Origin of the sequence: Vibrio sp. 10N.286.48.C11 (assembly GCF_041469805.1) — a bacterium.
GTDB classification, from domain to species: Bacteria; Pseudomonadota; Gammaproteobacteria; order Enterobacterales; family Vibrionaceae; genus Vibrio; species Vibrio crassostreae_C.
Genome location: NZ_JBFRLK010000010.1, coordinates 18063 through 43591 on the forward strand (window position 1 = coordinate 18063; position 25529 = coordinate 43591).

At 43.9% G+C, this 25529-nt stretch carries 22 protein-coding genes; all 22 read left to right on the plus strand.

Going from position 1 to position 25529, the window contains the following annotated elements:
• The 22 genes from AB4209_RS03000 to AB4209_RS03105 all read left to right on the plus strand — a co-directional run bounded on the left by AB4209_RS03000 (nt 1) and on the right by AB4209_RS03105 (nt 25478).
• Nucleotides 1-1443, plus strand: a complete 1443-nt coding sequence (locus tag AB4209_RS03000; RefSeq protein ID WP_017061344.1) for an MSHA biogenesis protein MshI — start codon at nt 1-3, stop codon at nt 1441-1443.
• Complete coding sequence (pilO, locus tag AB4209_RS03005) at nt 1443-2090, plus strand: type 4a pilus biogenesis protein PilO (RefSeq protein WP_017061345.1); 648 nt, start codon at nt 1443-1445, stop codon at nt 2088-2090. Before AB4209_RS03000 ends, pilO begins: the two co-directional genes overlap by 1 nt.
• Entirely contained in the window at nt 2083-2415 is a 333-nt protein-coding gene (locus AB4209_RS03010) for a hypothetical protein (protein WP_017061346.1), read from the plus strand. The genes pilO and AB4209_RS03010 overlap by 8 nt, the downstream gene beginning before the upstream one ends.
• A gap of 15 nt (nt 2416-2430) precedes the next feature.
• The gene (mshL, locus tag AB4209_RS03015; RefSeq protein ID WP_050651986.1) at nt 2431-4068 is read left to right on the plus strand and encodes a pilus (MSHA type) biogenesis protein MshL; all 1638 of its coding nucleotides are present in this window, start codon (nt 2431-2433) and stop codon (nt 4066-4068) included.
• Between the two features lie 53 nt (nt 4069-4121).
• Nucleotides 4122-4961: an ExeA family protein gene (locus tag AB4209_RS03020; RefSeq protein ID WP_017061348.1), complete on the plus strand. Its 840-nt coding sequence runs from the start codon at nt 4122-4124 to the stop codon at nt 4959-4961.
• 2 nt (nt 4962-4963) lie between these two features.
• On the plus strand, nt 4964-6139 hold the full coding sequence (locus AB4209_RS03025; RefSeq protein ID WP_372051211.1) for a tetratricopeptide repeat protein: 1176 nt from the start codon (nt 4964-4966) through the stop codon (nt 6137-6139).
• Nucleotides 6129-7853: a GspE/PulE family protein gene (locus tag AB4209_RS03030; protein ID WP_017061350.1), complete on the plus strand. Its 1725-nt coding sequence runs from the start codon at nt 6129-6131 to the stop codon at nt 7851-7853. Before AB4209_RS03025 ends, AB4209_RS03030 begins: the two co-directional genes overlap by 11 nt.
• A 12-nt stretch (nt 7854-7865) precedes the next feature.
• Entirely contained in the window at nt 7866-9089 is a 1224-nt protein-coding gene (locus AB4209_RS03035) for a type II secretion system F family protein (protein ID WP_017061351.1), read from the plus strand.
• A gap of 3 nt (nt 9090-9092) precedes the next feature.
• Nucleotides 9093-9548 carry a hypothetical protein gene (locus tag AB4209_RS03040; RefSeq protein WP_017068728.1) on the plus strand — a complete coding sequence of 152 codons (456 nt, stop codon included), beginning with the start codon at nt 9093-9095 and terminating at the stop codon, nt 9546-9548.
• A gap of 79 nt (nt 9549-9627) precedes the next feature.
• The gene (locus AB4209_RS03045) at nt 9628-10203 is read left to right on the plus strand and encodes a prepilin-type N-terminal cleavage/methylation domain-containing protein (RefSeq protein WP_017061353.1); all 576 of its coding nucleotides are present in this window, start codon (nt 9628-9630) and stop codon (nt 10201-10203) included.
• A gap of 35 nt (nt 10204-10238) precedes the next feature.
• On the plus strand, nt 10239-10691 hold the full coding sequence (locus AB4209_RS03050) for a type II secretion system protein (protein WP_102393510.1): 453 nt from the start codon (nt 10239-10241) through the stop codon (nt 10689-10691).
• A 145-nt stretch (nt 10692-10836) separates the two neighbouring features.
• Nucleotides 10837-11343 carry a prepilin-type N-terminal cleavage/methylation domain-containing protein gene (locus tag AB4209_RS03055; RefSeq protein ID WP_372054810.1) on the plus strand — a complete coding sequence of 169 codons (507 nt, stop codon included), beginning with the start codon at nt 10837-10839 and terminating at the stop codon, nt 11341-11343.
• Nucleotides 11343-11732 carry a prepilin-type N-terminal cleavage/methylation domain-containing protein gene (locus AB4209_RS03060; RefSeq protein ID WP_016790948.1) on the plus strand — a complete coding sequence of 130 codons (390 nt, stop codon included), beginning with the start codon at nt 11343-11345 and terminating at the stop codon, nt 11730-11732. Before AB4209_RS03055 ends, AB4209_RS03060 begins: the two co-directional genes overlap by 1 nt.
• Nucleotides 11732-12475, plus strand: a complete 744-nt coding sequence (locus AB4209_RS03065) for a PilW family protein (RefSeq protein WP_017066956.1) — start codon at nt 11732-11734, stop codon at nt 12473-12475. The genes AB4209_RS03060 and AB4209_RS03065 overlap by 1 nt, the downstream gene beginning before the upstream one ends.
• On the plus strand, nt 12465-12908 hold the full coding sequence (locus AB4209_RS03070) for a hypothetical protein (protein ID WP_029235849.1): 444 nt from the start codon (nt 12465-12467) through the stop codon (nt 12906-12908). Before AB4209_RS03065 ends, AB4209_RS03070 begins: the two co-directional genes overlap by 11 nt.
• A 3-nt stretch (nt 12909-12911) precedes the next feature.
• Entirely contained in the window at nt 12912-16817 is a 3906-nt protein-coding gene (locus tag AB4209_RS03075; RefSeq protein WP_372054813.1) for a DUF6701 domain-containing protein, read from the plus strand.
• A 150-nt stretch (nt 16818-16967) separates the two neighbouring features.
• On the plus strand, nt 16968-18011 hold the full coding sequence (locus AB4209_RS03080) for a rod shape-determining protein (protein ID WP_017062957.1): 1044 nt from the start codon (nt 16968-16970) through the stop codon (nt 18009-18011).
• A gap of 94 nt (nt 18012-18105) precedes the next feature.
• A complete protein-coding gene (gene mreC, locus AB4209_RS03085; RefSeq protein WP_004735927.1) occupies nt 18106-18993 on the plus strand; it encodes a rod shape-determining protein MreC in 888 nt (295 codons plus the stop codon).
• Complete coding sequence (mreD, locus tag AB4209_RS03090; protein ID WP_004735926.1) at nt 18983-19471, plus strand: rod shape-determining protein MreD; 489 nt, start codon at nt 18983-18985, stop codon at nt 19469-19471. Before mreC ends, mreD begins: the two co-directional genes overlap by 11 nt.
• A gap of 7 nt (nt 19472-19478) precedes the next feature.
• Entirely contained in the window at nt 19479-20102 is a 624-nt protein-coding gene (locus AB4209_RS03095; RefSeq protein WP_372054815.1) for a nucleoside triphosphate pyrophosphatase, read from the plus strand.
• A gap of 20 nt (nt 20103-20122) precedes the next feature.
• The gene (gene rng, locus AB4209_RS03100) at nt 20123-21592 is read left to right on the plus strand and encodes a ribonuclease G (protein ID WP_017061363.1); all 1470 of its coding nucleotides are present in this window, start codon (nt 20123-20125) and stop codon (nt 21590-21592) included.
• 10 nt (nt 21593-21602) lie between these two features.
• Nucleotides 21603-25478, plus strand: a complete 3876-nt coding sequence (locus tag AB4209_RS03105; protein WP_372054817.1) for a YhdP family protein — start codon at nt 21603-21605, stop codon at nt 25476-25478.
• Nucleotides 25479-25529: the final 51 nt, after the last annotated feature.

The following is a 25529-nucleotide window of genomic DNA, read 5'->3' on the forward strand; positions in this document are numbered from 1 at the left end:
ATGAATTTTAAAGCGATTTTAGACAAAATAAAGCCAACGAATAATAAAGGTAGCTCGCAAGTTGTCTTGCTGGGCAATGACGCCATTTATATTTCATCGACAGAACAAGATCCTCAAGTAGCCAGCATTCCCGTGGTTAATGGGGACTGGGAGAGTGCGCTAAAAAAATCGCTTAGCAGTGAGGCGTTTACCAGTAATAGCGTCCAACTGATTGTCTGTGCTAACTACTACCAAACCTACCAAATTGATAAACCGGACATTCCAGAGAGTGAATGGTCGGTAGCACTGCCTTTTTTACTCAAAGATCTTGTTTCAGAAAGAGTCACGGAAATTACTGCGAGTGCGGTCGCGTTACCAACGTCGAACAAGCTGCAAGTATATGTCCTGCCTAAAAAGCTGTTGGACAAGCTTTTGAATATCACTAATTCGGCTCAGGTTGAATTAATAGGTGTTGCTCCTGAAGATGAAATCTGGGGTTACAGTGCAGGCGAACTGTCTAATTTCATTCTTTTACAACGTAGCGTCAATTCACACTTTAAATTGGGTGCGTTTGTCGAAAATACCGTTTGTTTTCAAAGAACCATCCGCAGTGTTGTGCCACCTTTAACGGGTGTTGCGTCAAGTGCTCTGCAGTTAGATGGCCTCGCTTTAGAGCTTCAACGCTCGATTGATTACCTTTCTTCTCAAATTAAAGGCACCCAGCTTCACCAGCTTAAAATCTGTTGTGACGAAGAAGATGAAGCAGAGTTACAAAGTGCCTTAAACAGCACATTGAGCTCGACAGTTTCACTGTTGGTTGAAGGTGAGCGTGATAATTCAGAGAGTTTGTTGCTTAAACTTGCAGCTGAAAAAGAGACGTTTAAGGTCAATCTTTACCCTGAACACCTTAAGCCTAAAAAAGAATATTTTACGCTGACCAATGTTGTTGCGAGCTGGGGAGTAATTTGTGTTTTGATGCTTGGTGGTTACTTCGCAATGCAGTATCAAGTTTCTAATCTAGATAAAGAGCTAACAGCCCTGCAACAAGACTCGAATCAACTTAACAAGCAAGTTAACCAATTGAATAGTAAGTTAACTCAGCATAAACCGTCTCCAGAGAAAGTCGCGGCGGTTGCGCGTCTCAAACGTGAGACTGAGGCTAAAAAAGAGGCTTTGAAGGCTGTTGGACAATACGACGAATCCCAACAAGTCGGGTATTCTGGCGTCATGAATTCCTTAGCTAAATTAGGCCGAAATGACATTTCTCTTTCGCACATCTACATGACCCACGATACTTTAGATCTTAGTGGCTTGGCTCGTAACGCAAATGTCGTTCCGAACTGGATTGGTCAGTTTAAAAGTGAGCTTAATTTAGTCGGACGCACTTTTGAAAAACTAAAAATTGGCCGTAATGATCAGGATGTGGTGACGTTTGAGCTAAGTACTCGTCGGGAGAGTAAATAATGCAGCAGTGGAACCAGCTGAGCGATAAGTTTCTTGCATTAAGTCAAAGAGAAAAATGGCTACTTTTTGTGTGTGGTTTTGTTGGCCTATCGATGTTGTTGTTCACCTTATTGGTTGAGCCTGCGTATCTCGATCTACAAGCTAAAAATGCCAAGGCGAGCAGCCTGACTCAATCGAATCAAAGGCAGCAAGGTGAGTTACTTGTTCTGCAAGCTCAGTTAAACAAAGACCCAGACAAAGAAATTAATCGAGAGTACAAAAAGCTGCTGGTGGAGAGCCAAGATCTCTCTCTTCAGCTTTCTCAGATTGTTGATGGATTAATCACACCTTCTCAAATGTCGCAGTTACTGGAGAGCGTTCTTAACGCCGGTAATGGACTAAAGCTTGAATCGCTAGAGTCATTAAAACCAGAAGCGATTTCGAACAATAAAGAGACCAGCGAATATTCAGGCTACTTTCTTCACCCTGTAAGAATGGAGCTAACCGGCAGTTACTTTGATATCTCAGCTTACCTTCAAGCACTTGAGTCTCTACCTGTGAGTTACTACTGGCGCACATTTGAATACTCAGTAGAAGAATATCCTAAAGCTCGACTGGTGTTCGAGGTTTACACATTAGGTACTAGACAGGAGTTTATCGGTGGTTAGAACTCTTTTGTTGTCCTTGCTATTTAGTAGCTCTTTTGTGTGGGCTGAGCAAGATCCCACGGCGCCATTAGGCTGGCTTTCACCTCAACAGAAAACGGCGCCTGCTAAGAAAGCACCAACTCGTTATCGCTTGCCTTCTTTAGAAAGCATCGTGTGTAAGGGAGATACGCCTTGCTATGCGATTATGAATGGTCAGATTCTCGGACAAGGGGAAACGATCAGAGGGTACCGAGTTAAGAACATAGATCCAGAATACGTCACTCTGCAGAGAAGCTCTAAGCAGTGGAAATTAGAGATGTTCTCTTTAGATGTTAAGAATAATTAAGGTTAGAGTGAAGACATGCGTAAACTTGTAGTAGCAATCCTAGTGTCATCTTTAGTCGGCTGTTCGATGGGGCATAGAGATCCTGTTGAGATTAAAGAGTCTTTAAACGAATCAATTAATGAAGCCAATAGCAGAGCGCTTCATGAGCTGCCTTCGTCGGTTCAAGATGACCTTATGCCTCAGCTTAATTCTGACTCGATGTCTCCGGGGATGGAAACGGTTAAGCGTTTTCGTATTCAGGCAAAAGGCGTTGAAGCGAGAACTTTTTTTGCCAGCTTAGTGAAAGGTACGGAATATAGTGCGGCTATTCACCCAAGTGTGTCTGGAAACCTTACGCTTAATCTAACGGACGTGACGTTAGATGAGGTACTGGCTGTTGCTCAAGATATGTATGGCTACGATATTGAAAAGCGTGGCAAAGTGATTCAAGTTTATCCTGCCGGTCTTCGCACCGTAACGATCCCTGTCGATTACTTACAAGTTAAGCGTTCTGGTCGCTCACTAACGACGATCACCACCGGCACGATCTCTAACTCAGATTCGAATTCATCGAGCTCTTCAAACTCGAACTCAAACTCGTCAAATTCATCTAACTCTTCTAATTCATCAAACTCCACATCGAATGGTGGGACAGAGATTGAAACGACCTCTGAAAGTGATTTTTGGCCACAGCTTGAAGCGGCGGTTGCTCACTTAATTGGTTCGGGTGATGGGCAAAGCGTTGTCGTGACCCCGCAAGCGAGTGTGATTACAGTGCGTGCTTACCCTGACGAAATTCGTGAGGTTCGAGAGTTCTTAGGTATTTCTCAACAACGCCTGCAGCGTCAAGTGATCCTAGAAGCAAAAATCATGGAAGTAACCTTGAGTGATGGTTACCAACAAGGTATTAGCTGGTCCAATTTATCTAAGTCGATTGGTAGTGGTGGTGTGGTTATCGACCGTCCTGCAAGTACATTACCTCCATTAGATGCGATTAGCTCTTTGTTAGGCGGACAAACCAATGTAACGATCTCAGATGGCAGTTTTGAAGCAGTATTGAGCTTTATGGATACTCAAGGTGATCTGAACGTTCTATCAAGCCCACGAGTCACAGCGGCAAACAACCAGAAAGCGGTTATCAAAGTGGGTACCGATGAGTACTACGTAACAGATTTATCAAGTTCAGTAGGCAGTGGTGACAACGCGAATGTGGCGCCTGAGGTTGAACTAACTCCGTTCTTCTCTGGTATTTCTTTAGACGTGACCCCTCAGATAGATGACAAAGGTAGCGTGTTCTTACATGTTCACCCAGCCGTTATTGAGGTAGAGGAAGAAGTGAAAGAGCTCAACCTAGGTTCAACAACGGGCTTGGTGCAACTTCCTTTGGCGAAAAGCTCTATTCGTGAATCTGACTCAGTGATTCGAGCTCGAGATGGCGATGTGGTTGTTATTGGTGGTTTGATGAAATCCAACACCAGTGATGTGACCTCTAAAGTTCCATTCCTCGGTGATATTCCAGCCTTAGGTCATTTGTTCCGTAATACCAATCAGTTAACGCAAAAAACTGAGCTCGTGATCTTGCTTAAGCCAACGATCGTGGGTGTGAATACTTGGCAAAATGAGTTGGAGCGTTCACGTGATCTTCTTCAGCAGTGGTTCCCTGATGAAGAGTAATTGCTTACTTTTTCAATATAGAGTGGCAGTGTCTCACTAAGCTAGGTCGTCGTATGTATCAAGCTCACTTTGGTTTTGAACAACTGCCATTTACCTTAACGCCGAATACCGATTTCTTCTATGGCTTAGCGCCTCATTTCGAAGCGATTCAGACGGTAATCTCGGCGTTGGAAATGGGTGAGGGCGTGATTAAGGTGACCGGAGAGGTAGGCACTGGAAAAACCATGGTTTGCCGGATGTTGGTCAATCACCTACATGACTGTACAGCTCTGATCTACTTACCAAACCCTGTGTTATCAGGGGCAGACTTGCGCCAGGCGGTTGCAACAGAGCTTGGTTTAGCTGTCGATAATGAAGCAACCTTGGTTGATAACATTCAGCATAAGCTCATTGAATTGCACAATTCTGGTTTAAGAGTGGTGGCTATTCTTGATGAAGCTCAGGCTCTATCGGATGAAGCGCTCGAAACATTAAGGTTGTTTGGTAACCTTGAAACGGAAGATAAAAAACTGCTGCAGATTGTTCTATTAGGTCAGCCAGAATTGGATGCTCGATTAGAGGCTTATCACCTAAGGCAGTTTCGCCAAAGAATCACATTTAGTTCGACACTGAGACCGCTGAATCTCGATGAAACGGTGGCTTATATTGATAATCGAATCGCTAAATCTGGTGGCAGTCCTGAGTTATTCAGCTTGAATCAAAAAAAGGCGATCTGTCGTTCGTCGTTAGGTATCCCTAGATTGATAAACCAACTTTGCCATAAGGCTCTATTGCTTTCGTTCAGTGAAGATAAGAAAAGTATCGACAACCAACATCTTTTTTCAGCTATGCATGAAACGTACGATGTGTGTAAGCCTAAATTTAAAACGCCAATACTGTGGGGTTGGAATTAATTATGAGCGTCATTAACAACGCCTTGTCTGAATTGGCAAAGAAAAAGTCAGCGACTTCGATTGAAGCCGCAGTCGTACCTAAAGTAAAAACGCGTTCCCCCCTAGTTTGGGTTGTTGCAGGTTTTACTTTGAGCTTAGCGATGGGCGGTTGGGCGATATCGCAAGGCCCTGTGATTGATCAGTCTATTGTTGAGCAGTCAATCTCAACTCGAGATTTACAGGTTCAAGTCTCTGTCGTTGATGATTCAAATGGCATTCAGGAAGTTGCTCAACCTATCTCATCGCCAACTAAGAAATTGGTGACACTAGACTCTGCGATCCTTTCAACAGAAAACACTGCGATGGCAAAAAGCGCTCAATCTAAGCCTAGTGTTTCCGAATCAGTTGTTATGTCTGCCCCAAAAGCGACAAAACAACAAACACCGGCTAAACCTCTAAGCACGCCTAAAACGATTAGGACTGACATCCCCCAACCAGTTTACGTTGCTAGTGTGGCCAAAAAAGATCCTGCGTCTATCTCTAATGAGCCTGTAGCCTCTGGTGATTCAGAAAATAGCGGAATGTTGATCGAGCAGGTTGAGTTAACTCCGGAACAGCTATCTGTGAATGCACAAGGTCGAGCTCAGAAAGCGCTTGATGCGAACGATCTTACTGGTGCGTTGAAGGGCTACACTGAAGCTCTACGCTACACGCCACGAAATGAAGATGTCCGTCAGAAACTTGCGATTCTCTATTTTGGTAAAGGCGATACTCGCAAAGCCTATGAGCTTTATCAGTCTGGTATCAAGCTCAACATCAACAGTGAAAAACTGCGTTTAGGGTTATCAAAACTGCTGGTAAAAGCGAATCAATCAGAAGCGGCTTTAAGTCCGTTAATACATTTACCACCGAACCCTACCCAAAATTATTTGGCGATGCGTGCGGCCTTGAGTCAAAAGAGTCAGCAAGAAGAAGTGGCATTGGAAAGTTACCAAAAGTTGGTTGAGGTCGATTCAGATAATGCTCGCTGGTGGTTAGGCTTAGCGATTCAGCAAGAACGTCAACTCGATTTCACAGCTGCTAAAGCGTCATACCAAGGTGCGTTAACCAGAGTCGGTATCTCATCTCAATCACAAAGCTTTGTGCGTGACCGGTTAAAAATACTCAATGCTTTAGAGGAGAGCGGCGATGCAAATTAGATTAAGAAAAAGACTTGGTGATTTGCTTGTCGAAGAAGGCATTATCACTGAGGCTCAAGTTGAACAAGCACTGGCCGCTCAGAAAAGTACCGGCCGTAAGCTGGGTGACGCTCTAATTGAGCTTGGCTTCTTGTCAGAACAACAAATGCTGAGCTTTTTGTCGCAGCAGTTAGCGATTCCTCTTATTGATTTAAGCCGAGCCGTTGTCGATGTTGAAGCAGTACAGCTTTTACCCGAAGTACATGCTCGTCGCCTTCGTGCATTGGTTATTGGACGCCAAGGTGACACTTTGCGTGTTGCAATGAGTGACCCAGCCGATCTGTTTGCCCAAGAGTCTTTGCTTGGTCAGCTTGGCGATTACGCGCTGGAATTCGTTGTTGCTCAAGAAAGGCAATTGGTTGATGGCTTCGATCGCTATTATCGAAGAACCAAAGAGATTGCCTCGTTTGCTGAGCAACTTCACGCTGAACACCAAGTTAATGATGCCTTTGATTTCGATATCGCTGAAGAAGACAGTGATGAAGTTACCGTCGTTAAGCTGATCAACTCGCTATTTGAAGATGCTATTCAGGTTGGCGCTTCGGATATTCATATCGAGCCAGATTCAAACGTATTGCGTCTTCGTCAGCGTATTGATGGTGTGCTGCATGAAACATTGCTGAATGAGGTGAATATTGCTTCGGCACTTGTACTGCGCTTGAAGCTGATGGCAAACCTCGATATCTCAGAGAAACGTCTTCCTCAAGATGGTCGCTTTAATATCCGAGCTAAAGGTCAGTCGGTTGATATTCGTATGTCGACCATGCCAGTACAGCACGGTGAATCAGTGGTTATGCGTCTTCTTAACCAGTCAGCAGGCCTACGTAAACTAGAAGAGTCGGGCATACCGAGTGATCTGTTGGTTCGTCTGCGTCAACAATTGCGCCGTCCACATGGCATGATTTTGGTTACCGGACCAACCGGCTCAGGTAAAACAACAACCTTATACGGCGCGTTAAGTGAATTAAACGAACCGGGTAAAAAGATCATTACTGCGGAAGACCCGGTGGAATACCGCCTACCTCGTGTGAATCAAGTTCAGGTAAACCCTAAGATCAATCTCGATTTCTCTACTATCTTGAGAACCTTTCTACGTCAGGATCCCGATATTATTCTTATCGGTGAGATGCGTGACCACGAAACCGTTGAGATAGGCTTGAGAGCTGCACTGACCGGCCACTTAGTATTAAGTACGTTACATACCAATGATGCGGTAGACAGCGCGTTGCGTATGATGGATATGGGTGCTCCGGGTTACTTGGTCGCGAGCGCTGTTCGAGCAGTAGTCGCACAGCGATTAGTTCGTAAAGTGTGTACAGATTGTAAGGTTGAGGATGAGTTAGATGAACCTCGCAAGCAATGGCTGAGCGTCCGTTTCCCTAACCAAGTAGGTGTGCCGTTTATGAAAGGCCGTGGTTGCCAGAACTGTAACTTAACGGGTTACCGCGGGCGAATTGGTGTATTTGAAATGTTGGAGCTAGAGCAAAACATGATGGATGCACTGAGAGCTAATGATGCGGTAGGTTTTGCTCAAAAGGCGAGACAGTCTGAAAACTATAAACCGTTATTGGCTTCTGCGATGGAATTGGCTCTGCAAGGTGTCGTGAGTCTTGATGAGATAATGCATCTTGGCGAAGGTGATGCGTCCGGTGCCACTGACCCAATTTATCTGTAGGGGTAGAATGATATGCCAACGTATCGTTATGTAGGTCGCAGCTCTGATGGTAGTCAAGTAAGTGGGCAATTAGACGCGAATAACGAAGATCTTGCTGCTGAAAGCTTGATGAGTAAAGGGATCATTCCAACCTCTATCAAACTGGGCAAAAGTGGTGGTTCAGTCTTAGATATGGATGTATCGAGTCTGTTCTTTCCGAGTGTACCGTTAGAGGTGTTGGTTCTGTTTTGTCGACAGTTATACAGCCTAACCAAAGCGGGTGTACCACTATTAAGATCGATGAAAGGCCTCACTCAAAACTGCGAAAATAAGCAGCTGAAAGCCGCCTTGGAAGAGGTGGTTGCTGAGCTAACTAATGGTCGCGGCTTAGCGGCGTCAATGCAGATGCACCCAAAGGTATTCAGTCCGTTGTTTGTCTCGATGATTGGCGTTGGTGAAAACACAGGCCGTCTAGATCAGGCTTTACTGCAATTAGCTGGATATTACGAACAAGAAGTTGAGACTCGCAAACGAATTAAGACTGCGATGCGTTACCCAACATTCGTGATCAGTTTTATCTTGATCGCAATGTTCATTCTTAACATCAAGGTTATTCCACAGTTCTCAAGCATGTTTGCGCGCTTTGGTGTCGACTTGCCGCTGCCTACTCGTATCTTGATTGGTATGTCTGAGTTCTTTGTGAATTACTGGGGCTTAATGCTAGGCGTGATCTTTGGTCTTATCTTTGCTTTTAAAGCCTGGGTTAAGACAGACAAAGGGCTCGAGAAGTGGGATCGATTACGCTTAAAAATGCCGGTCATTGGCGGAGTGGTGAATCGAGCACTGTTGTCACGCTTCTCACGTACTTTTGCTTTGATGCTTAAAGCTGGTGTTCCACTGAACCAGTCACTAGCGCTTTCAGCGGAAGCCTTAGATAACCGTTTTCTAGAGTTGCGAGTTCAAGCCATGAAGTCGGCCATTGAAGCCGGTAGCACGGTTTCGTCGACCGCAATTAACAGCGAAATTTTCACACCGCTAGTGATACAAATGATCTCCGTCGGTGAAGAGACGGGCCGTATTGATGAGCTCTTACTTGAAGTAGCTGATTTTTATGACCGCGAAGTCGATTACGATCTGAAAACTTTGACCGCCAGAATTGAACCCATTTTGTTAACCATCGTTGCGGGCATGGTGCTGATTTTGGCGCTAGGTATCTTCTTGCCGATGTGGGGAATGTTGGATGCGATCAAAGGCTAGGGAATGCTAAATAACCTACAACGCTCACGTTTTGTTATTTGGACAGTGGTTATTCTTTTTCTTATTGTCGGTGTGCTTTCGGCATTCAAAACGGTAGAAGAAGAAGCGACTAACACGGCATTTATCGTCGCGAGCAAGCGGATTTTAGAGCAAGCCAATTTGTTCAAACAGCAGTATTTGTTATCAGGTGCTGGGCAAGAAGAAGGCTCGGAACCCCCAAAGATCTACAGCAGAACTGGGTGGGTAATGCCTATCCAAGGTACGGAGCGAGACTGTAATTATTGGCTGGATCAATTATATCCTCAAGGGAGCATTTTAGGGCTAAGCTCTCCAAGAGTTGAAGATAAAAGTGACAACAGACACTTTCACTGTAGTTATCACTATACTGATAAATATCAGGTAGATATATTACTTGAAAGAGAAAGGTTTAGTGTAAAAGCCAATATTTTGGCTTTGTGAAAATATTGACAGTTTTTTTATGGTTTTATACGTGTGCAAATGTATAATGCGCGTTAGTAATTAGATGAGTAGGTAGAAAATGCTTAAAAATCAAAAGGGTTTCTCCCTTGTCGAATTAGTCATCGTAATTGTTGTCGTTGGTTTATTGGCAGTGGCGGCTTTACCCCGCTTCTTAGATGTGACAGATGAGGCTAAAAAATCCAGTATTGAAGGCGTGGCTGGTGGTTTTGCAACCGCAGTATTATCAGCAAGAGCACAGTGGGAAGCAGAGGCTAGGCCATCAGAGAAGATAGGTGTTGAAACATACAATACTGTAAACTATGATGGTGTTGATTTTTGGTTAACAAGATCAAAAAACAGTAACAACGTCGAGACCGACTTTCGTGATGGCTATCCGTGGACTCTGAACAATAATTCGAGCACTGCTCCACAAGATATTTCAGATGAAACATGTTCTGAGTTGATGGAAAACTTGCTGCAAAACCCACCTAAAGTTGGTGCGGTTTCAGATATCGCTAATGACTCAAATTACAAATATTCAGCGCAAGCGAATTCAGGTGATGCAACCTGTACTTACGTTCAATTAGAAGGTAGTACAGAACATGAATTTGTTTACGAAATTAAAACTGGTCGTGTGACCGTAACTTTGCAGTAAGTCTGCGTAAAATTAAACATAGAGAGAGCTTAACTATGAAAAGACAAGGCGGTTTCACCCTAATCGAACTAGTGGTTGTAATTGTTATTCTAGGTATTCTTGCTGTAACTGCGGCACCACGCTTCTTGAATCTGCAAGATGATGCTAAACGAGCTTCAGCAGAGGGCCTTAAGGGGGCTATGGCTGGAGCTGCGGGTATTACTTATGGTAAGGCAGCTATTGCTGGGCAAGAAGGAACTGAAGCGCCTACTGCAATTTCAGTTGGTCAAAGTACTATTAATGTGGTTTGGGGTTACCCTGAAGGTACATCTGCAGCATTAACTGCAATTGTATCTGGCTTGACTGATGATTGGACAGAAGTAACAGGTCAATCTGCTGGTACCGTTGCCTACGGTTTTGCAAATGATGCTGCTACTTGTCACGTTACTTATCAACAAGCTCAGTCAGAGGGAGATGAACCTTCAATTGACTTGGTAGCTTGTGAGTAATTATTTGAAATGATTATGGAAGGCCAGCAGATGCTGGCCTTTTTTCTATCCAAAGCACATAAATATCAAAACTATTCATATACATAAGATCACTACATTCGTTATCTTGTATAATTAGTATTCGCTTGGCAGTTAGAGGCTCATTATGGATAACAGCCCCATCCCCAATGGCTTTACTCTGGTAGAGCTGATCATCGTTATCATTATTCTTGCTATCGTATCTATTACCGCTGTATCACGTATGTCCGGTCGAAGTAGCTTTGAACTTTATGCCTTACAAGATCAAGTCATTTCAGTTGTTAGGCAGGTTCAAGTCAACCGCATGCAATCCAACCTTGATTCGTCATCTCCTTTAGACCAAGATAATTTTCAACTCGTGGCTGATGGAAATTGTCTTGGTTCATCTAATGCGTGCTCATCCGACGAAGAGTCAGTTTCGCGAAGTGATCGTGTGTTGGAACATGGGTACTTATTTCGCTACCAACCTGATCTTACAGATAACACCCTGGAATTTGACCTTTTAGGAAATCCTACCCTAGCAGCTTCGGCTGGAGTAGGTATAGAGATCAGTGAACAAGCAAACTCAGAAAACCGAGTTTGGGTTTGTATTAATGAGCAAGGCTTTGTTTCTGCTGAAGTGGGAAGGTGTTGATGGTGAAAAACAATGTAAAAGGATTCACTTTAATAGAATCAGTGATTGTAATCGTCTTACTGGGTTTTGCGGCGCTTACATTATCCTCTTTTTTAGCTCCACAATCTGCCCAATCTAGCGATGCAAACTACTACAATCGAGCTTCAGCATTAGGTAGTAGTGTTATGTCTAGGTTACTTGCTCAAAGCTATACGGATATTGATACGTTTGATGGTGAAACGGATCTAAGCAACTTGATTAAAGATGCATCTACCTACATAAACTTTCAAGTTGAGGTTTCTATAGACCCAGTATCAGGCGCGAGTAGTAATCTTAAATCTGTCATTGTCGAAGTTACTTCAAGCTCGCAGCCAACAGTGTCCTTTAATGCTTTTAAGGGGAACTATTGATGCGAATGAAAGGCTTTACATTGATCGAGTTGATTCTAGCCATCGTTGTATCTAGCATTCTGTTGCTCGGTTTAGCTAATTTCACGGAAGTGGGTGTAAAAGGTTATTTTAGTACGGTAGAACGTTATCGCTTACAAACTGAAGCCAATTTTGTTATTGAAAAAATATCACGTGAGATGAGGCATGCAGTACCAAACCTATTCCCCTCAGCAGTATCTAGCGGTTGTGTCTCTTTTTACCCAATCGTAGACTCTGGTTTCTATGTGGTATCAGGGGCAGATATTAATTTTTTAGTAGGCGATTCAGATAGTGATATTCAATCACTGAAAAACTTATCAATGGTTATTAACCCAACGCGCCCTTACGAAGAAATTAATAATATCGATAATGTATTCTCATTAACTAATATCAGCCAAGTTACAGGAACAAATGTCTCAGGAGCTGCATTTACTTTGGTCGATCAGGCTAGTGATTTGGTCGGAGGGTCTGTGAGTAATCGGCATTATATTTTTGACGATGATAATCCTGTTGAATACTGTCTTTCTGGCGATGATTTTTTAACAAGAGCCAATGGTGGAGCGCCAGTTACCATTAGTGATAAATTAAATGTTGCTAAAAGCTCCCTTTTATATTCTCCGGCTACGGTTCAGCAAAATGGAATTGTAGATCTAACCTTTACATTTACTGTTAATGGTGAAACCACGACCTTTGAACAAGAAGTGCAGGTGCTCAATGTCCCGTAGTTATCAACAGCGTGGTAGCGCACTTATAATAGTTATTTTTGTCATCGTTATTGTTGGGTTTCTCGCGACAAGTTTAACGCGTACCAGTTGGTCAACTCACGATACCAATACCCGCTCAGTATTGGGCACTCAGGCATGGCTATTAAGCCATTCTGTTAATGAGTATGTAATGACTCAGTTTTATCCGAGCCTTGACCCACTTGCCTCTTCTGCTGTTTCCGCCGCGTGTACTAACCTAGAGCCACTTGGTGTAGTTTCTGAAGCTAAATCTTTGATATCCAGAGTACCAATGAACTGCTCTCTTAATAGTTTAGAGTGCTCAAGTCGTGGTGAATTAGGTGGTTTTGTTTTTTATGTTTTAGAGTCTTCGGTTGTTTGTGGTTCAGGTATCAATCAAGTACAGCGTATTCAAGAAGTTTGGGTGAGGGAATAAACGATGATAAAGCATTTCTCTGTATTATTAGTTGCGCTTTTTTTATCTCCATTAGTTCAAGCTAATGTTAATACTAACCCTCAGTTTGAGTTCGGTACGATTCCCGCCGATAAATGTACTATTTCCGGATCAAAAGTAGAGTGTGTAATTGAGTTTGAAAAAACCTATGATTCAGCGCCTTTGGTGTTTGTTATGTCAACGGTTAATGCGACCCGCTCAAACTTTAATAGTAAAACGACAGAATACCCTTCTGATCTCCGTGTTTGGTCTATTTCATCGAGTCAGGCAACGATAAAGCAGCTACTTCCGCCCCATGATGCGGCGTGTGTTCGCTTGAAGCAGAATGATAAAGGGCAGTGGCGATGTAGCACCAATGCCAGCGATCCTTTAGTGGAGTACGTTGATGCTCCAATGGAAAATATCGATTATTTGGTCATTGAACCTGGCGTACTGGAGTTTGATAGTGGGGCGAAGTTAGTCGCAGGAACAGTTGATTATAACCGTACTTATTCAAATGTTGGTGGTGGGTCTAATAATAGTAAGTTGGTGCAATTCAGTGATTTTGGCTTGTCATCCAACTTTAGCTCTTCTCCGGGCGTTTTAGTACAGATTCAAAGCTTGAGCAATATGCAAGGTAGCGCTCCTGTTTGGTTAACCCCAATAGCTCTAAACCCGACAACAAATGCATTTAATCTAGTCCTTGATCGTTCAGAAGTTTCATCTAATGCTCAGCTTACTAGTAATGAACAAGTTGCTTTTGTCGCAGGGCTAGGAGAAGGGTTTATAAATGGGCAGAAATTTTGGCTTGGCCAAGGGTCAACATCAAATACGCTGAATATCGATGATAGGGTTATCAAACCAATCACAGAAGGTTGTCAGCTTGTACAAGATTTTTCAGCTTCTGGTTTTTCGGGTATCCCTACATTACTCGCGTCAAAGCGTACACGTAATGGTAACAATGGCGGCTGGTTGAGGCGCTGTTCAGTATCGAAAACTGGTGTTGCTTTAATCAACGAAGAAGACATGACTCAAGATTATGAACGTGCGCATGTTGTAGAGCCCTATTCGTACTTTTTATTTGATAAGCCGCCAACGAGTGAAATTTGTCAGTTATTCCCTTCACCAGCTCAAACATGGAAAAATAACGAGAATACTTATATTTTGTTGGATACATCGGAGGGGATAGAAGGAGCGTTAGTATCAAATGGAAAGAGGTATATAGGGTTTCCTCAAAATACGATAACAGGAAATAAGAAGGAGAGCGCTTGTGATAGTACGGAGTGTTATGGTGAAGAAGGATTGTTGGTTAATAAGCAAGAACTAGAAAGCTTCCAATCTCCTGATAATGGACTGGAGACTGTAAATGTATGGCAGGATGATGCAGAATTTTCTAATAATGAATCAATAGGAAGTTTGAGTGTTGGAAAAGGCTCTGTAACATTTTATAGCGGCACATACTGGGTCGGTAGTTTGGATATTAATAACGCAGGGAGAGTCATTATCCCTGACGGAGAAAAAGTTATTATTCACATAGGAAAAGTGAATTTAAGTCATAATGATTCATTTTTCGGTGAAGAAGGTGATGGGCAACTAGTAGTTTTTATCCACGCATTGCAAAACTCTACTGTTAACTTTGCCAACCGGAGTGAGTTTAGAGGTCTTTTATATAGCGAAGTCGATGTCATTATGAGAAACCAGTCAACGGTCTATGGTGCAGTTACTGCTAAGGCTATTAGCCTGAGGAATACTTCTAAGATTATTGCGACTGACAATCATTGTTTTCAACCTTCGGATGACTATGAAATTGATATTTCCCCAGCAACCGATTTAGCTTTGATGTGTGGCGACGACTCCCTTCAATTTACCATTAATACCTCTAATAATGGTGTGGCGGGAAGCCTAGGTGTTACGGTGAGTATTACGCCAGACGCTGATGAATTCGACGTTTCTGTACTGCAAGGACAAGGTTCAGGTACTTACCCTAATTATGTTTCAAATGACGATGGTGAATTAACTTTAAAAGTTGTCGCTAAAGATACTGCCAATATTGATTTTGATACAGGTTATAAGCTAACGGCGACATTAGTCGATGATTCTGGTAAAGAGGTTGAAAGCCAGTTTAAGTTCGTACCATTTAAATTCTCTTTAGTGGATGGCAATACTCCAACCAATCGTCTTGACGTTATTGCGGGGCAAGCTACTCCTACGGTAACTAAAGTTTTAGCCTGCGACCTAGGGGGCTCAATTGTTGTTGCTGAAAATTATGCAGGTGAAGCTGGTGATGAAGTTACTATTACTCATGAGCTTGATAGCTCTTGGAGTGGCTCCGATGGTTCGCTGACTTACTTACCTGAGTTCAAAAAAGGCATCGCCTCAACAGACTTAACTATTTCTGAATCAGGCCTTTTCAATGTCACTTTAAAAGACAGCAGTTTTGATTGTACTGGTTTCGCGGGTTGTCCTGATGATGGGAGTTACGATTTAGAGGGAAGTTTCTCCGTCTACTCTCGTCCTTGGCAATTTGCTATTTGTACGGGCAGCAATTCTGATGGTAACAGCAGTGGTGGGAATGCGTTTGTTGCAGCGGGGGAAGAGTTTGACGTGTTTGCTAAACCAATTAGATTCTCGAGTAACGCTAACCCTTCGTGTAACAATAGCTTAGTAACACAAAACTATTTGCTGTCCTCTGGTGCTGTCGTTGCAACTCATACTCTGGATACTCCTAGCAATAATGGTGCAGTGCTTGGTAGCTTAGAGCCTGGTAGCCAATTGACTCAGTCTAGTTCCGATATTAGTCTTGATGATAATGGTTATAAATTCAAAAGTTTAAATTATTCAGAAGTTGGTAGTATAAATTTTGAAGTGACCGAAGACTCGAGCAGCTTTTATGGCAAGATTCTTGGCGGATTTTCTGGAAACAAGAATATAGGTCGTTTTTATCCTGATTACTTAACACTTATTAGTAACAGTTGGAACTATTCTAGCGGTCAGGATAGTTTTGCTTATATGGCACAGGGTATTTCTTTCAATTTTATCGTTGAAGCCCGCAATCGAGATAACGAACCAGTGACTAACTATGGTCTATTTGCGGATTCATTAAAGGCATCGATTAAGCATGTAGCGATAAACGAAGAAGATGGTGCAGTTTTAAATACAAGGGTTTGGTTATCAGGAGAAAAGGATGCGGACCACATTAGTTGGGGAGAAGATGATTGGTCTTCGGCTCGTTTAACAATTGAAAATTTTGATTATGAATTCTTAAGGCTAGCTAGTGAAGATGGCCCGTACGATGACACTACTAGTGAATTTGGGGTGTGGGTCAGTGATAAAGTTGATGGTGTAGATTTACAATTTCTAGACTTAGACAATACTAATACAGATTATACCAATGGTACAAAGTTTAATGCTCAACCGGATTTTAGATATGGAAGGATGTCTCTCAAAGATGTAGGAGGTAATCAAGGTAGTAGTATCCAAGTTCCATTAGAAGTTCAGTATTGGTCTGGAAGTAAATTTGAGATTAATTCAGATGACAGTGGAAGCCAGTTTAATGGTAGTGATTACTGTGTAACTAAAATTTGGCATGATTCAGAGGTTACAGATGCCAAATTAACTAGCGATACAGATGATAATGGAAGTGATGATATTGTCTCAGTATTGAAGGGGGTATCAAGTAACCTTATTGCTAAGCAAGATACTAGTCGTCGTGAGCAAGTCAGGTTGTTTTTAAGGCAGGGTAGTTCACCAAGTGGAGCTACTTGTTTTGGAAGTAAGGGAACTCAACCTTGGCTACAGTATAACTGGAGAGGCTTAGGTGATGAAGATCCATCCACCGTCGTCACATTCGGTATCTACCGCGGTAACGATCGAGTGATCTACCGAGGTGAAAGTGGCTTAACAGGTCAGTAATAATATAATTTTTGCCCCTTAAGTTAGGAATCTGTAAGAAATTGCGGGTTTCAGTCCATGTTTGTACTTCAATGCCTTGCCGTAACAGCAAGGCATTGGTACATTTAGTGCAATTTTTGTCTTCTAATTCTTGCAGGATGAGCGAAGAATATGTTTAAAAAACTTCGTGGCATGTTTTCAAACGACCTATCGATTGATTTAGGTACAGCCAATACCCTTATTTATGTAAAAGGCCAAGGCATTGTTCTTGATGAGCCTTCAGTTGTAGCTATTCGCCAAGATCGTGCGGGTTCTGCAAAGAGTGTCGCTGCTGTTGGCCACGCTGCTAAGCAAATGCTTGGTCGTACGCCTGGTAACATTTCAGCGATCCGTCCAATGAAAGACGGTGTAATTGCCGACTTTTACGTAACGGAAAAAATGCTTCAGCACTTCATCAAACAAGTGCATGACAACAGTGTGCTTAAACCAAGTCCTCGTGTTTTGGTTTGTGTACCTTGTGGTTCAACACAGGTTGAGCGTCGTGCTATCCGTGAATCAGCGTTAGGTGCTGGTGCTCGTGAGGTTTACCTAATCGATGAGCCTATGGCTGCTGCGATTGGTGCTGGCCTACGTGTCTCTGAGCCAACAGGTTCAATGGTTGTTGATATCGGTGGTGGTACTACTGAAGTTGCGGTTATCTCACTGAACGGTGTGGTTTACTCGTCTTCTGTTCGCATTGGTGGTGACCGTTTTGATGAAGCGATCATCAACTACGTTCGTCGTAACTACGGCAGCTTGATCGGTGAAGCGACAGCAGAGAAGATCAAACACGAAATCGGTTCAGCTTACCCTGGCGATGAAGTCGAAGAGATCGAAGTACGTGGTCGTAACCTTGCTGAAGGTGTGCCTCGTAGCTTTAGCCTAAACTCAAACGAAATCCTTGAAGCACTTCAAGAACCTCTATCTGGCATCGTATCTGCAGTCATGGTTGCACTTGAACAGTGTCCACCAGAGCTGGCTTCTGATATCTCAGAAAACGGTATGGTACTAACAGGTGGTGGTGCACTGCTTAAAGACCTTGATCGCCTGTTAACAGAAGAAACAGGTATCCCTGTTGTTGTTGCAGAAGAGCCATTAACGTGTGTTGCTCTAGGTGGCGGTAAAGCTCTAGAGATGATCGACATGCACGGCGGCGATCTGTTCAGCGAAGAATAATATCTAGTGTTAGGCTCTTTTCTTATCTAGTTTTATGTAAAGAGCCTAGGACCTTGTCTATAGGATCAAATGTAGCTCTAGGACCAAATATAGAATGAAGCCAATTTTTGGTAGAGGTCCCTCTCTACAATTGCGCCTGTTTTTTGCTGTAATTTTATCAGCCAGCCTTATGCTGGCTGATAGTCGTTTAGATGCTTTCTCAAATGTTCGCTATCTATTAAACAGCATGGTTGCGCCTATTCAATATGCAGCCAACTTGCCTCGCACTATGTTCGATGGTGTTTACGACCGTTTTAGCACTCGCAAAGGGTTAATTGAATCTAACCATAATATTAAACGAGAAGTCTTGCGTCTGAAGAGCGAGCTGATTCTGCTTGAGCAATATCAAGAAGAAAACAAGCGCCTTCGTAAGCTGTTAGGCTCGCCGTTTATCCGTGATGAGAAGAAAGTCGTCACAGAAGTTATGGCGGTAGACACTTCACCATATCGCCATCAAGTCGTGATCGACAAAGGTCAGATTGATGGGGTGTATGAAGGTCAGCCGGTGATCAACGAAAAAGGCATTGTCGGCCAAGTCACTTTCGTTGCTGCTCATAATAGTCGTGTATTACTACTCACTGATGCAAACAATGCGATTCCTGTTCAGGTTATTCGTAATGACATCCGTGTGATTGCTTCGGGCAATGGCATGATTGATGAGATCCAGCTAGAGCACATTCCAACCAGTACCGATATACAAGAAGAAGATCTGTTGGTGACATCAGGTCTTGGTGGGGTATATCCAGAAGGTTATCCAGTCGCCTATGTTACGGCCGTTGATTACGACCCGAAACGTGAGTTCGCTGTGATTAAAGCAGAGCCTGTGGTTGAGTTCGATAAGCTCAGATACCTGCTGCTTGTATGGCCTGATGAAAACAAACAGATGCAAGCGGATCAATCGAGCATAGAACAAGCATTGTTAGAGGGCGAAGATGGCCAATAGCGTTTTAAGAAGCAAGGTCGTAATTGGCTGCTCATTTTTAGTAGCCCTTATTCTGCAAACGATCCCTTGGCCTGGTAGCTTAGATCTATTTAGACCATCTTGGTTGCTGCTGGTTACGTGTTACTGGGTTTTGGCTCTACCGCATCGTGTTAACGTGGGTAGTGCTTTGATTTTAGGCTTATTGTGGGACCTTTTGATCGGCTCTACTCTGGGTATTCGAGGCATGATGATGGCAATAGTGATGTACATTATTGCGATGAACTTCCTCGTCATTCGTAACATGGCGTTATGGCAGCAAGCGATGATCATTGCCGCGTTAACGGTCTTGTTTGAGGTGTTGATCTTCTTTGGTGAATATTTGATCCAAGATGTTGTTTTCAATCCGTTATCGTTATGGAGCGCATTGATAAACTGTATACTTTGGCCTTGGATGTTTTTATTAATGAGACGCGTGCGTCGCCATTGGCATGTGAGGTAGCGTGACGATGGAAAAGAAACATTTAGTTTTGGCATCCGGCTCTCCACGCCGCAAAGAATTGCTATCTCAACTCGGTTATGAGTTTTCTGTCCTCGTAACCGATGTTGAAGAGTGTAAACACGCTCAAGAAACCGCCGAAGAATATGTTAAGCGACTATCTTTAGATAAAGCTTTAGCTGCGTTGTTTTTATTGAAAGATAACCCTTCTGAAAGGCAGCATGTCGTTTCTAGTTCTGATACTGTAGATCATGGCTCTGATATAGTCGTTCTTGGTTCTGACACAGTCGTCGTAAGCCAAGGGCAAGTGCTTGAGAAACCCACCGATTTTGCTGACTCTAAGCGCATGCTTACTCAGTTAGCGAATGAACGTCACCAAGTGATGACGGCGGTTTCTGTGGTTTCAGAAGAAAAACAAAGAACAGAAGTCATTATTACCGACGTATGGTTTAAACCCCTCAGTGAAAAAGAAATAGAACAATACTGGCAAACAGGGGAGCCATGCGATAAAGCCGGTAGCTATGGGATCCAAGGTTTGGGCGGACGCTTTGTCACCCGAATCGAAGGTAGTTATTACGCCGTTGTCGGCTTACCTTTATTTGAAACGGACCAGCTACTGCAAGAATTCTTATAATTACTAATCTGAGGTGCACCATGAGTGCTGAATTGTTGCTGAACGTGACCCCGAGTGAAACTCGTGTGGCCATGATTGAAGGGGGGGCTCTTCAAGAGATCCATGTCGAACGAGATGCTCGACGCGGTATCGTAGGAAATATCTATAAAGGACGTGTAAGCCGTGTTCTTCCGGGAATGCAGGCGGCTTTTGTGGATATAGGCCTTGAGAAAGCAGCTTTTTTACACGCCTCTGATATTGTCCCACACACTGAATGTGTCGCTGAAAACGAAAAGAAACAATTTCAGGTTCGTGATATTTCAGAGCTTGTCCGTCAAGGGCAAGACATTGTGGTGCAAGTGGTCAAAGACCCTCTTGGTACTAAAGGTGCTCGCTTAACCACTGATATCACTCTACCGTCTCGTTATCTGGTATTTATGCCGGGCGCAAGTCATGTTGGTGTATCTCAACGTATCGACAGCGAGTCTGAACGTAACCGTCTTAAAAAAGTCGTGTCTCGTTACTGTGACGAACACGGTGGCTTCATCATCCGCACAGCAGCAGAAGGTGCAGATTCAAATGAGTTGGCACAAGATGCCGCATTCTTGAAGCGATTATGGCTAAAAGTATTAGAGCGTCGTGGTAAGCACAAGGCGCGTACTCGTTTGTATGGTGAGCTTTGCTTAAGCCAACGTATCTTACGTGACTTCGTCGGTACTGAGCTGAGCAAGATTCAGGTCGATTCTCGTCTAGAATATGAAAACCTAAAAGAGTTTACCTCTGAATACGTGCCTGAGCTGACAGACAAGCTTGAGCTGTATGAAGGTGATAAGCCTATCTTTGATATGTACGATACCGAGAACGAAATTCAGCGTTCATTGGATCGTAAAGTCGAATTAAAGTCTGGTGGATATCTGATTATCGACCAAACTGAAGCGATGACCACGGTTGATATCAACACTGGCGCGTTTGTTGGTCGTCGTAATCTAGAAGAGACGATTTTCAACACCAACGTAGAAGCGACTCAAGCGATTGCTCGCCAGCTACGTCTGCGTAACCTAGGTGGCATCATCATTATCGACTTTATTGATATGTTGTCTGAGGAACATCGTAAGCGAGTACTAACTTCTTTAGAGGCTGCGCTCGACAAAGACCGTGTGAAAACCAATATTAATGGCTTCACGCAGCTTGGTTTGGTTGAGATGACTCGTAAACGTACTCGTGAAAGTATTGAGCATATCCTATGTTCGAGCTGTCCTGCTTGTGAAGGCCGCGGCAGTGTGAAGACAGTTGAAACCGTTTGTTATGAAATTCTTCGAGAGATCACGCGAGTGAATCGTGCGTACGACGCCGATAAATTTGTGGTCTATGCGGCAGCTGCCGTAGCTGAGGCGTTAGAGGGCGATGAATCTCATGCGCTTGCGGAGCTTGAAGTCTTTATTGGTAAGCAAGTTAAAATCCAGGCTGAGCCTCTGTACATACAAGAGCAGTTTGATGTTGTTATGATGTAATGGAAATTTTGTGAGCTCAAGCGTTACTCTGATTCTACGTGCATGTTTATGGTTAGTGGTTACTCTCTTAGTAACGCTAGCCATTGCCGTTACTACACTGCGTGTAGCCTTGCCCAATTTAAACAAGTATCAATCTGAAATTGAGCTTTGGGTAAACCAACACTCCGGTTTTGATTTTTCGATTCAAGATGTGGGCGGTTTTTGGCGTAACACTCACCCCTCTATTGCTCTGCAAGGCGTTAAAGCTAGCCTCCCCAATGCAGAAGATGTGACCTTCTCTGTTGAGCGTGTTGAAGTCGAGTTTGACTTGATTCAATCGCTCGTGCAGATGCGCCCGGTTGTGGCCGATCTAGTCATGAATCAAATGTATCTTGATATCCGCTCAATTGATCTGTTTGCCGGACAAAATGGCAAAGACGAACCTACAGATCCCGAGTCTTCCAAGCGAGTGATACAAGAGCTCGATAATTTACTGCTAAAAACACTCGTCGATGTAACTGCAAAAGATTCTTCTATTCTTTATCACTCTGTTTCGGGTGAAGAACGTCAGCTCGATATAGAAACCTTAAAATGGCAAAATTCAGACAAACATCACCTTGCTGAAGGTGTGGTGAGTATCAAAGATGCCAATCTAAACTCTCTGTCAGTTAGTGCTAACTTTATTGATGGTGGGTCACTGACTGATGTGACTGGTGAGTTTTATGTCAGTGCCGACAGCATTTCTGTTAAGCCATGGCTTACGCATTATATGCAGGCGGAATCCGGCATTGAAACGGGTACTGTGAGCTTGAATAGCTGGCTTACGCTGCGAAATAGCAAGCCAGTGAGCGCTTATGTTGAGGTTTTACCCTCAGAACTGGCGTGGAACGAAGATGGCGAGCATGACCTCATGCTTGAGTCCGGTGTCTTTAAGTTGTCGCCGACTGATGATGGTTGGCAAGTAAATGGTCACTCACTAAACCTTAGAACGGATGACACACCTTGGCCGGAACTCGACGTAGCGTTCAAGTGGAATCAAGGTCCATGGCAACTCAACATTTCTGAGCTGGATATTGCGACTATTACTCCGTTGATTAAGCTGCTGCCTGACTCTGAACAATCAACCAAAATGATTAACGTATTGGCGCTGGGCGGCTCTGTTTCTGATATCCGTGTTTCCATGGATTCAGGTATCGAGAGTCTGCGTTATTCAGCGAGCTTCTCTGATCTTGCTATCGAGCAATGGGAACTAGTCCCAGGCTTTAGCCAAGTGTCCGGTAGCGTGTTTGGCTCTGCATCAGAAGCGAAAGCAAGCCTGCATGTTATTGACGATGTATTCCCTTACGGTGACGTATTCCAAGCTCCTTTGAATATCAAACAAGGTCAGGTTGATATTGTTTGGCAGCAAGATGAAAACGGCTGGAGGCTTTGGTCTGACAAAGTCACGGCAGCCACGCCAGATCTACAAGTACTAGGTGCATTCCGCTTAGACTTCCCAAATGATGCGAGCCCATTTTTATCGTTCTACGGTGAAGCGGACGCTTACAATGTCGGCGAGACATGGCGCTATCTGCCAACATTAGCACTTGGACAAGACCTTACCGATTATCTTTCTACAGCGATTCAAGCAGGTAAAGCGGATACCGTAAAACTGTTGTGGCATGGTGAGTTGGCGCAATATCCATACACCAATCATGATGGTATTTTCCAGGTTTGGGTTGGCTTAGAAGATGCGAAATTCAGCTTTGATACCGCGTGGCCACTGATTACTGATCTTCAGCTTGATCTGTTGTTTGAAAATGATGCGATGCATCTGGATTCTCGCTCAGCTCAACTGATGGATGTGACGGCAGATCGAATCACAGGACGCATTCCTTATTTAGGGGAAGGCGGCCATATTGAAATTGAAGCTAAAGCGACGGCGTCTGGCAACGCAGTACGCGATTACATGACGTCTTCGCCACTGGTGGGCTCGGTAGGCGCAGCCTTAACCGCACTTCAAGTGAGTGGTGATGTCTCTTCTGAGTTCCAGCTGAATATTCCGTTTGATTCTGAAAAAGAAGCAAGAGCATGGGGTTACGCCGACTTAAGTGGCAACCATGTTGAGATTGAAGCGCCGCCAATGGTGCTCGAGAACACCACGGGTCGAATTGAATTTGATAATGACGTAGTGACGGCAAATGGCCTCGCTGCGGATCTGCTTAACCAAGGTATCTCGCTTGATTTTAAGGGCCTTAATGATGGTCCTGGCTATGCAGTTGATATTGATGTGTTAGGTGATTGGGACGTCAAGCCTCTAGAACCTTACATCGGTGAGCAATGGTTAAGCCGCTTATCAGGTCATGCGCAATGGCAAAGCCAGATTGATATCCAGCTGAATGATATCGGCTTTACCTACCAACTAGACTTACAGTCAGACCTAAAATACTTGGCGAGTGATTACCCATATCCATTGGCGAAAAAATCACTAGAAAGTGGCTCTGCAAGGCTACAGGCATCGGGTAACCAAGAGACGATTACCGCGCGCCTGCAATTGCCAAACACCAAGTACCAAGCTGAGATTGATATCACAGGCGACGTGCCTGAGTTAACGGCGACCAACTTAGTGCTTGGTCGCGGTGGCTACAAAATTAGCCCGGTGGTGGGCCATCACGCCCTGATTCGTACAGACAAATTCAATGCCGATGATTGGTTATCGGTTGTAATGGAACCGGTAAAGCCTTCAACGGCTGTACTTAGTCAAATGAACACGCCAACCATACCTGCGCCAAGCCGTATTACCTTTGAGAGTAAAGAGCTGATCTTGGGTGGTATCTCTTGGAATGACGTCGATTTTAGTGCTAGTAAGAACAAACAGGCGTGGCAAATGGAAGTGTCTAGCCAAGAGCTAGAAGGGGATATTAACTACCTGCCTCCTTATGATTTGACAGTTTCACTGGATCGTCTGCATCTGTTTGTTCCTGAGTGGAGTGATAAGAACAACCAAGATCAGCAACTGCTGCAACGTAAAGAACAAGCTGCGCCATTGATATCCAAATTGGATAGAGAGATCCACGATGCGATGCCAAACCTGACCCTGACGCTGAACGACTTTTGGCTGCAAGGCTACAAGGTGGGTAAGGTCGATGTTGAAATGACGAGGAACGAAGATCGTATCGAGTGGAACAAAATCCAGGTGCGAAGCGGCGGTAACAAAGCGGATGTGAGTGGCTGGTGGGAACTGCAAGGTGACAAGAGTCATTCATCGTTAACCGTTGATGTTGAAGGTGAAAACAACAGCGAGCTCATGGAGCGCTTTGGTATTACTTCCGGGATTCAAAAAGCGCCATTCGCGTTGGAAGGTCAACTAAATTGGGATGGTTCGCCTTGGGGAATCAAAATGGATACCCTTGATGGCAACGTTAAAACCAAGTTTGGTAAAGGCATTATCTCGGATGTGAGCGGCGCAGCTCGATTACTTGGCCTGTTTAGCCTAGATTCGATCATCCGTAAGATGCAGCTCGATTTCTCAGATGTGTTTGATAAAGGTATGGCCTTCAACAGCATCACCGGAACGGGCGAGATTCAAAATGGTATCTTCCTGACCAATGATCTGAACATGGATGCGGTCGCAGGTGAGATGAAAATCAAAGGTATCGCTAACCTCAACACGCGTCAGGTTGATGCTGAGGTGAACTTTACCCCAGATATTACCTCGGGTATTCCCGTATTAACGGCCTTTGCGGTAACCCCTCAAACGGCGCTGTACGTATTGGCGGTGACCACGGTTATCTCGCCAGTTGTGGAAGTCTTTACCCAAGTAAATTATTCGGTGAAAGGACCATTGGATTCACCAACGGTGAGCGAACTTTCTCGTAGCTCTGGCGAGTTTCAGCTGCCAGAGAAGCTGAGAAAATTAGCTGAATAGGCCTTAAATTAGCCGAAAAGACCTTATGCCCGAGTCAGCGAATATACGGTG

Bases quoted from the DNA above. Each gene is read 5' to 3' on its own strand.
- AB4209_RS03000 (WP_017061344.1), top strand. From the start codon at position 1: ATGAATTTTAAAGCGATTTTAGACAAAATAAAGCCAACGAATAATAAA.
- pilO (WP_017061345.1), top strand. From the start codon at position 1,443: ATGCAGCAGTGGAACCAGCTGAGCGATAAGTTTCTTGCATTAAGTCAA.
- mshL (WP_050651986.1), top strand. From the start codon at position 2,431: ATGCGTAAACTTGTAGTAGCAATCCTAGTGTCATCTTTAGTCGGCTGT.
- AB4209_RS03020 (WP_017061348.1), top strand. From the start codon at position 4,122: ATGTATCAAGCTCACTTTGGTTTTGAACAACTGCCATTTACCTTAACG.
- AB4209_RS03025 (WP_372051211.1), top strand. From the start codon at position 4,964: ATGAGCGTCATTAACAACGCCTTGTCTGAATTGGCAAAGAAAAAGTCA.
- AB4209_RS03030 (WP_017061350.1), top strand. From the start codon at position 6,129: ATGCAAATTAGATTAAGAAAAAGACTTGGTGATTTGCTTGTCGAAGAA.
- AB4209_RS03035 (WP_017061351.1), top strand. From the start codon at position 7,866: ATGCCAACGTATCGTTATGTAGGTCGCAGCTCTGATGGTAGTCAAGTA.
- AB4209_RS03040 (WP_017068728.1), top strand. From the start codon at position 9,093: ATGCTAAATAACCTACAACGCTCACGTTTTGTTATTTGGACAGTGGTT.
- AB4209_RS03045 (WP_017061353.1), top strand. From the start codon at position 9,628: ATGCTTAAAAATCAAAAGGGTTTCTCCCTTGTCGAATTAGTCATCGTA.
- AB4209_RS03050 (WP_102393510.1), top strand. From the start codon at position 10,239: ATGAAAAGACAAGGCGGTTTCACCCTAATCGAACTAGTGGTTGTAATT.
- AB4209_RS03055 (WP_372054810.1), top strand. From the start codon at position 10,837: ATGGATAACAGCCCCATCCCCAATGGCTTTACTCTGGTAGAGCTGATC.
- AB4209_RS03060 (WP_016790948.1), top strand. From the start codon at position 11,343: ATGGTGAAAAACAATGTAAAAGGATTCACTTTAATAGAATCAGTGATT.
- AB4209_RS03065 (WP_017066956.1), top strand. From the start codon at position 11,732: ATGCGAATGAAAGGCTTTACATTGATCGAGTTGATTCTAGCCATCGTT.
- AB4209_RS03070 (WP_029235849.1), top strand. From the start codon at position 12,465: ATGTCCCGTAGTTATCAACAGCGTGGTAGCGCACTTATAATAGTTATT.
- AB4209_RS03075 (WP_372054813.1), top strand. From the start codon at position 12,912: ATGATAAAGCATTTCTCTGTATTATTAGTTGCGCTTTTTTTATCTCCA.
- AB4209_RS03080 (WP_017062957.1), top strand. From the start codon at position 16,968: ATGTTTAAAAAACTTCGTGGCATGTTTTCAAACGACCTATCGATTGAT.
- mreC (WP_004735927.1), top strand. From the start codon at position 18,106: ATGAAGCCAATTTTTGGTAGAGGTCCCTCTCTACAATTGCGCCTGTTT.
- mreD (WP_004735926.1), top strand. From the start codon at position 18,983: ATGGCCAATAGCGTTTTAAGAAGCAAGGTCGTAATTGGCTGCTCATTT.
- AB4209_RS03095 (WP_372054815.1), top strand. From the start codon at position 19,479: ATGGAAAAGAAACATTTAGTTTTGGCATCCGGCTCTCCACGCCGCAAA.
- rng (WP_017061363.1), top strand. From the start codon at position 20,123: ATGAGTGCTGAATTGTTGCTGAACGTGACCCCGAGTGAAACTCGTGTG.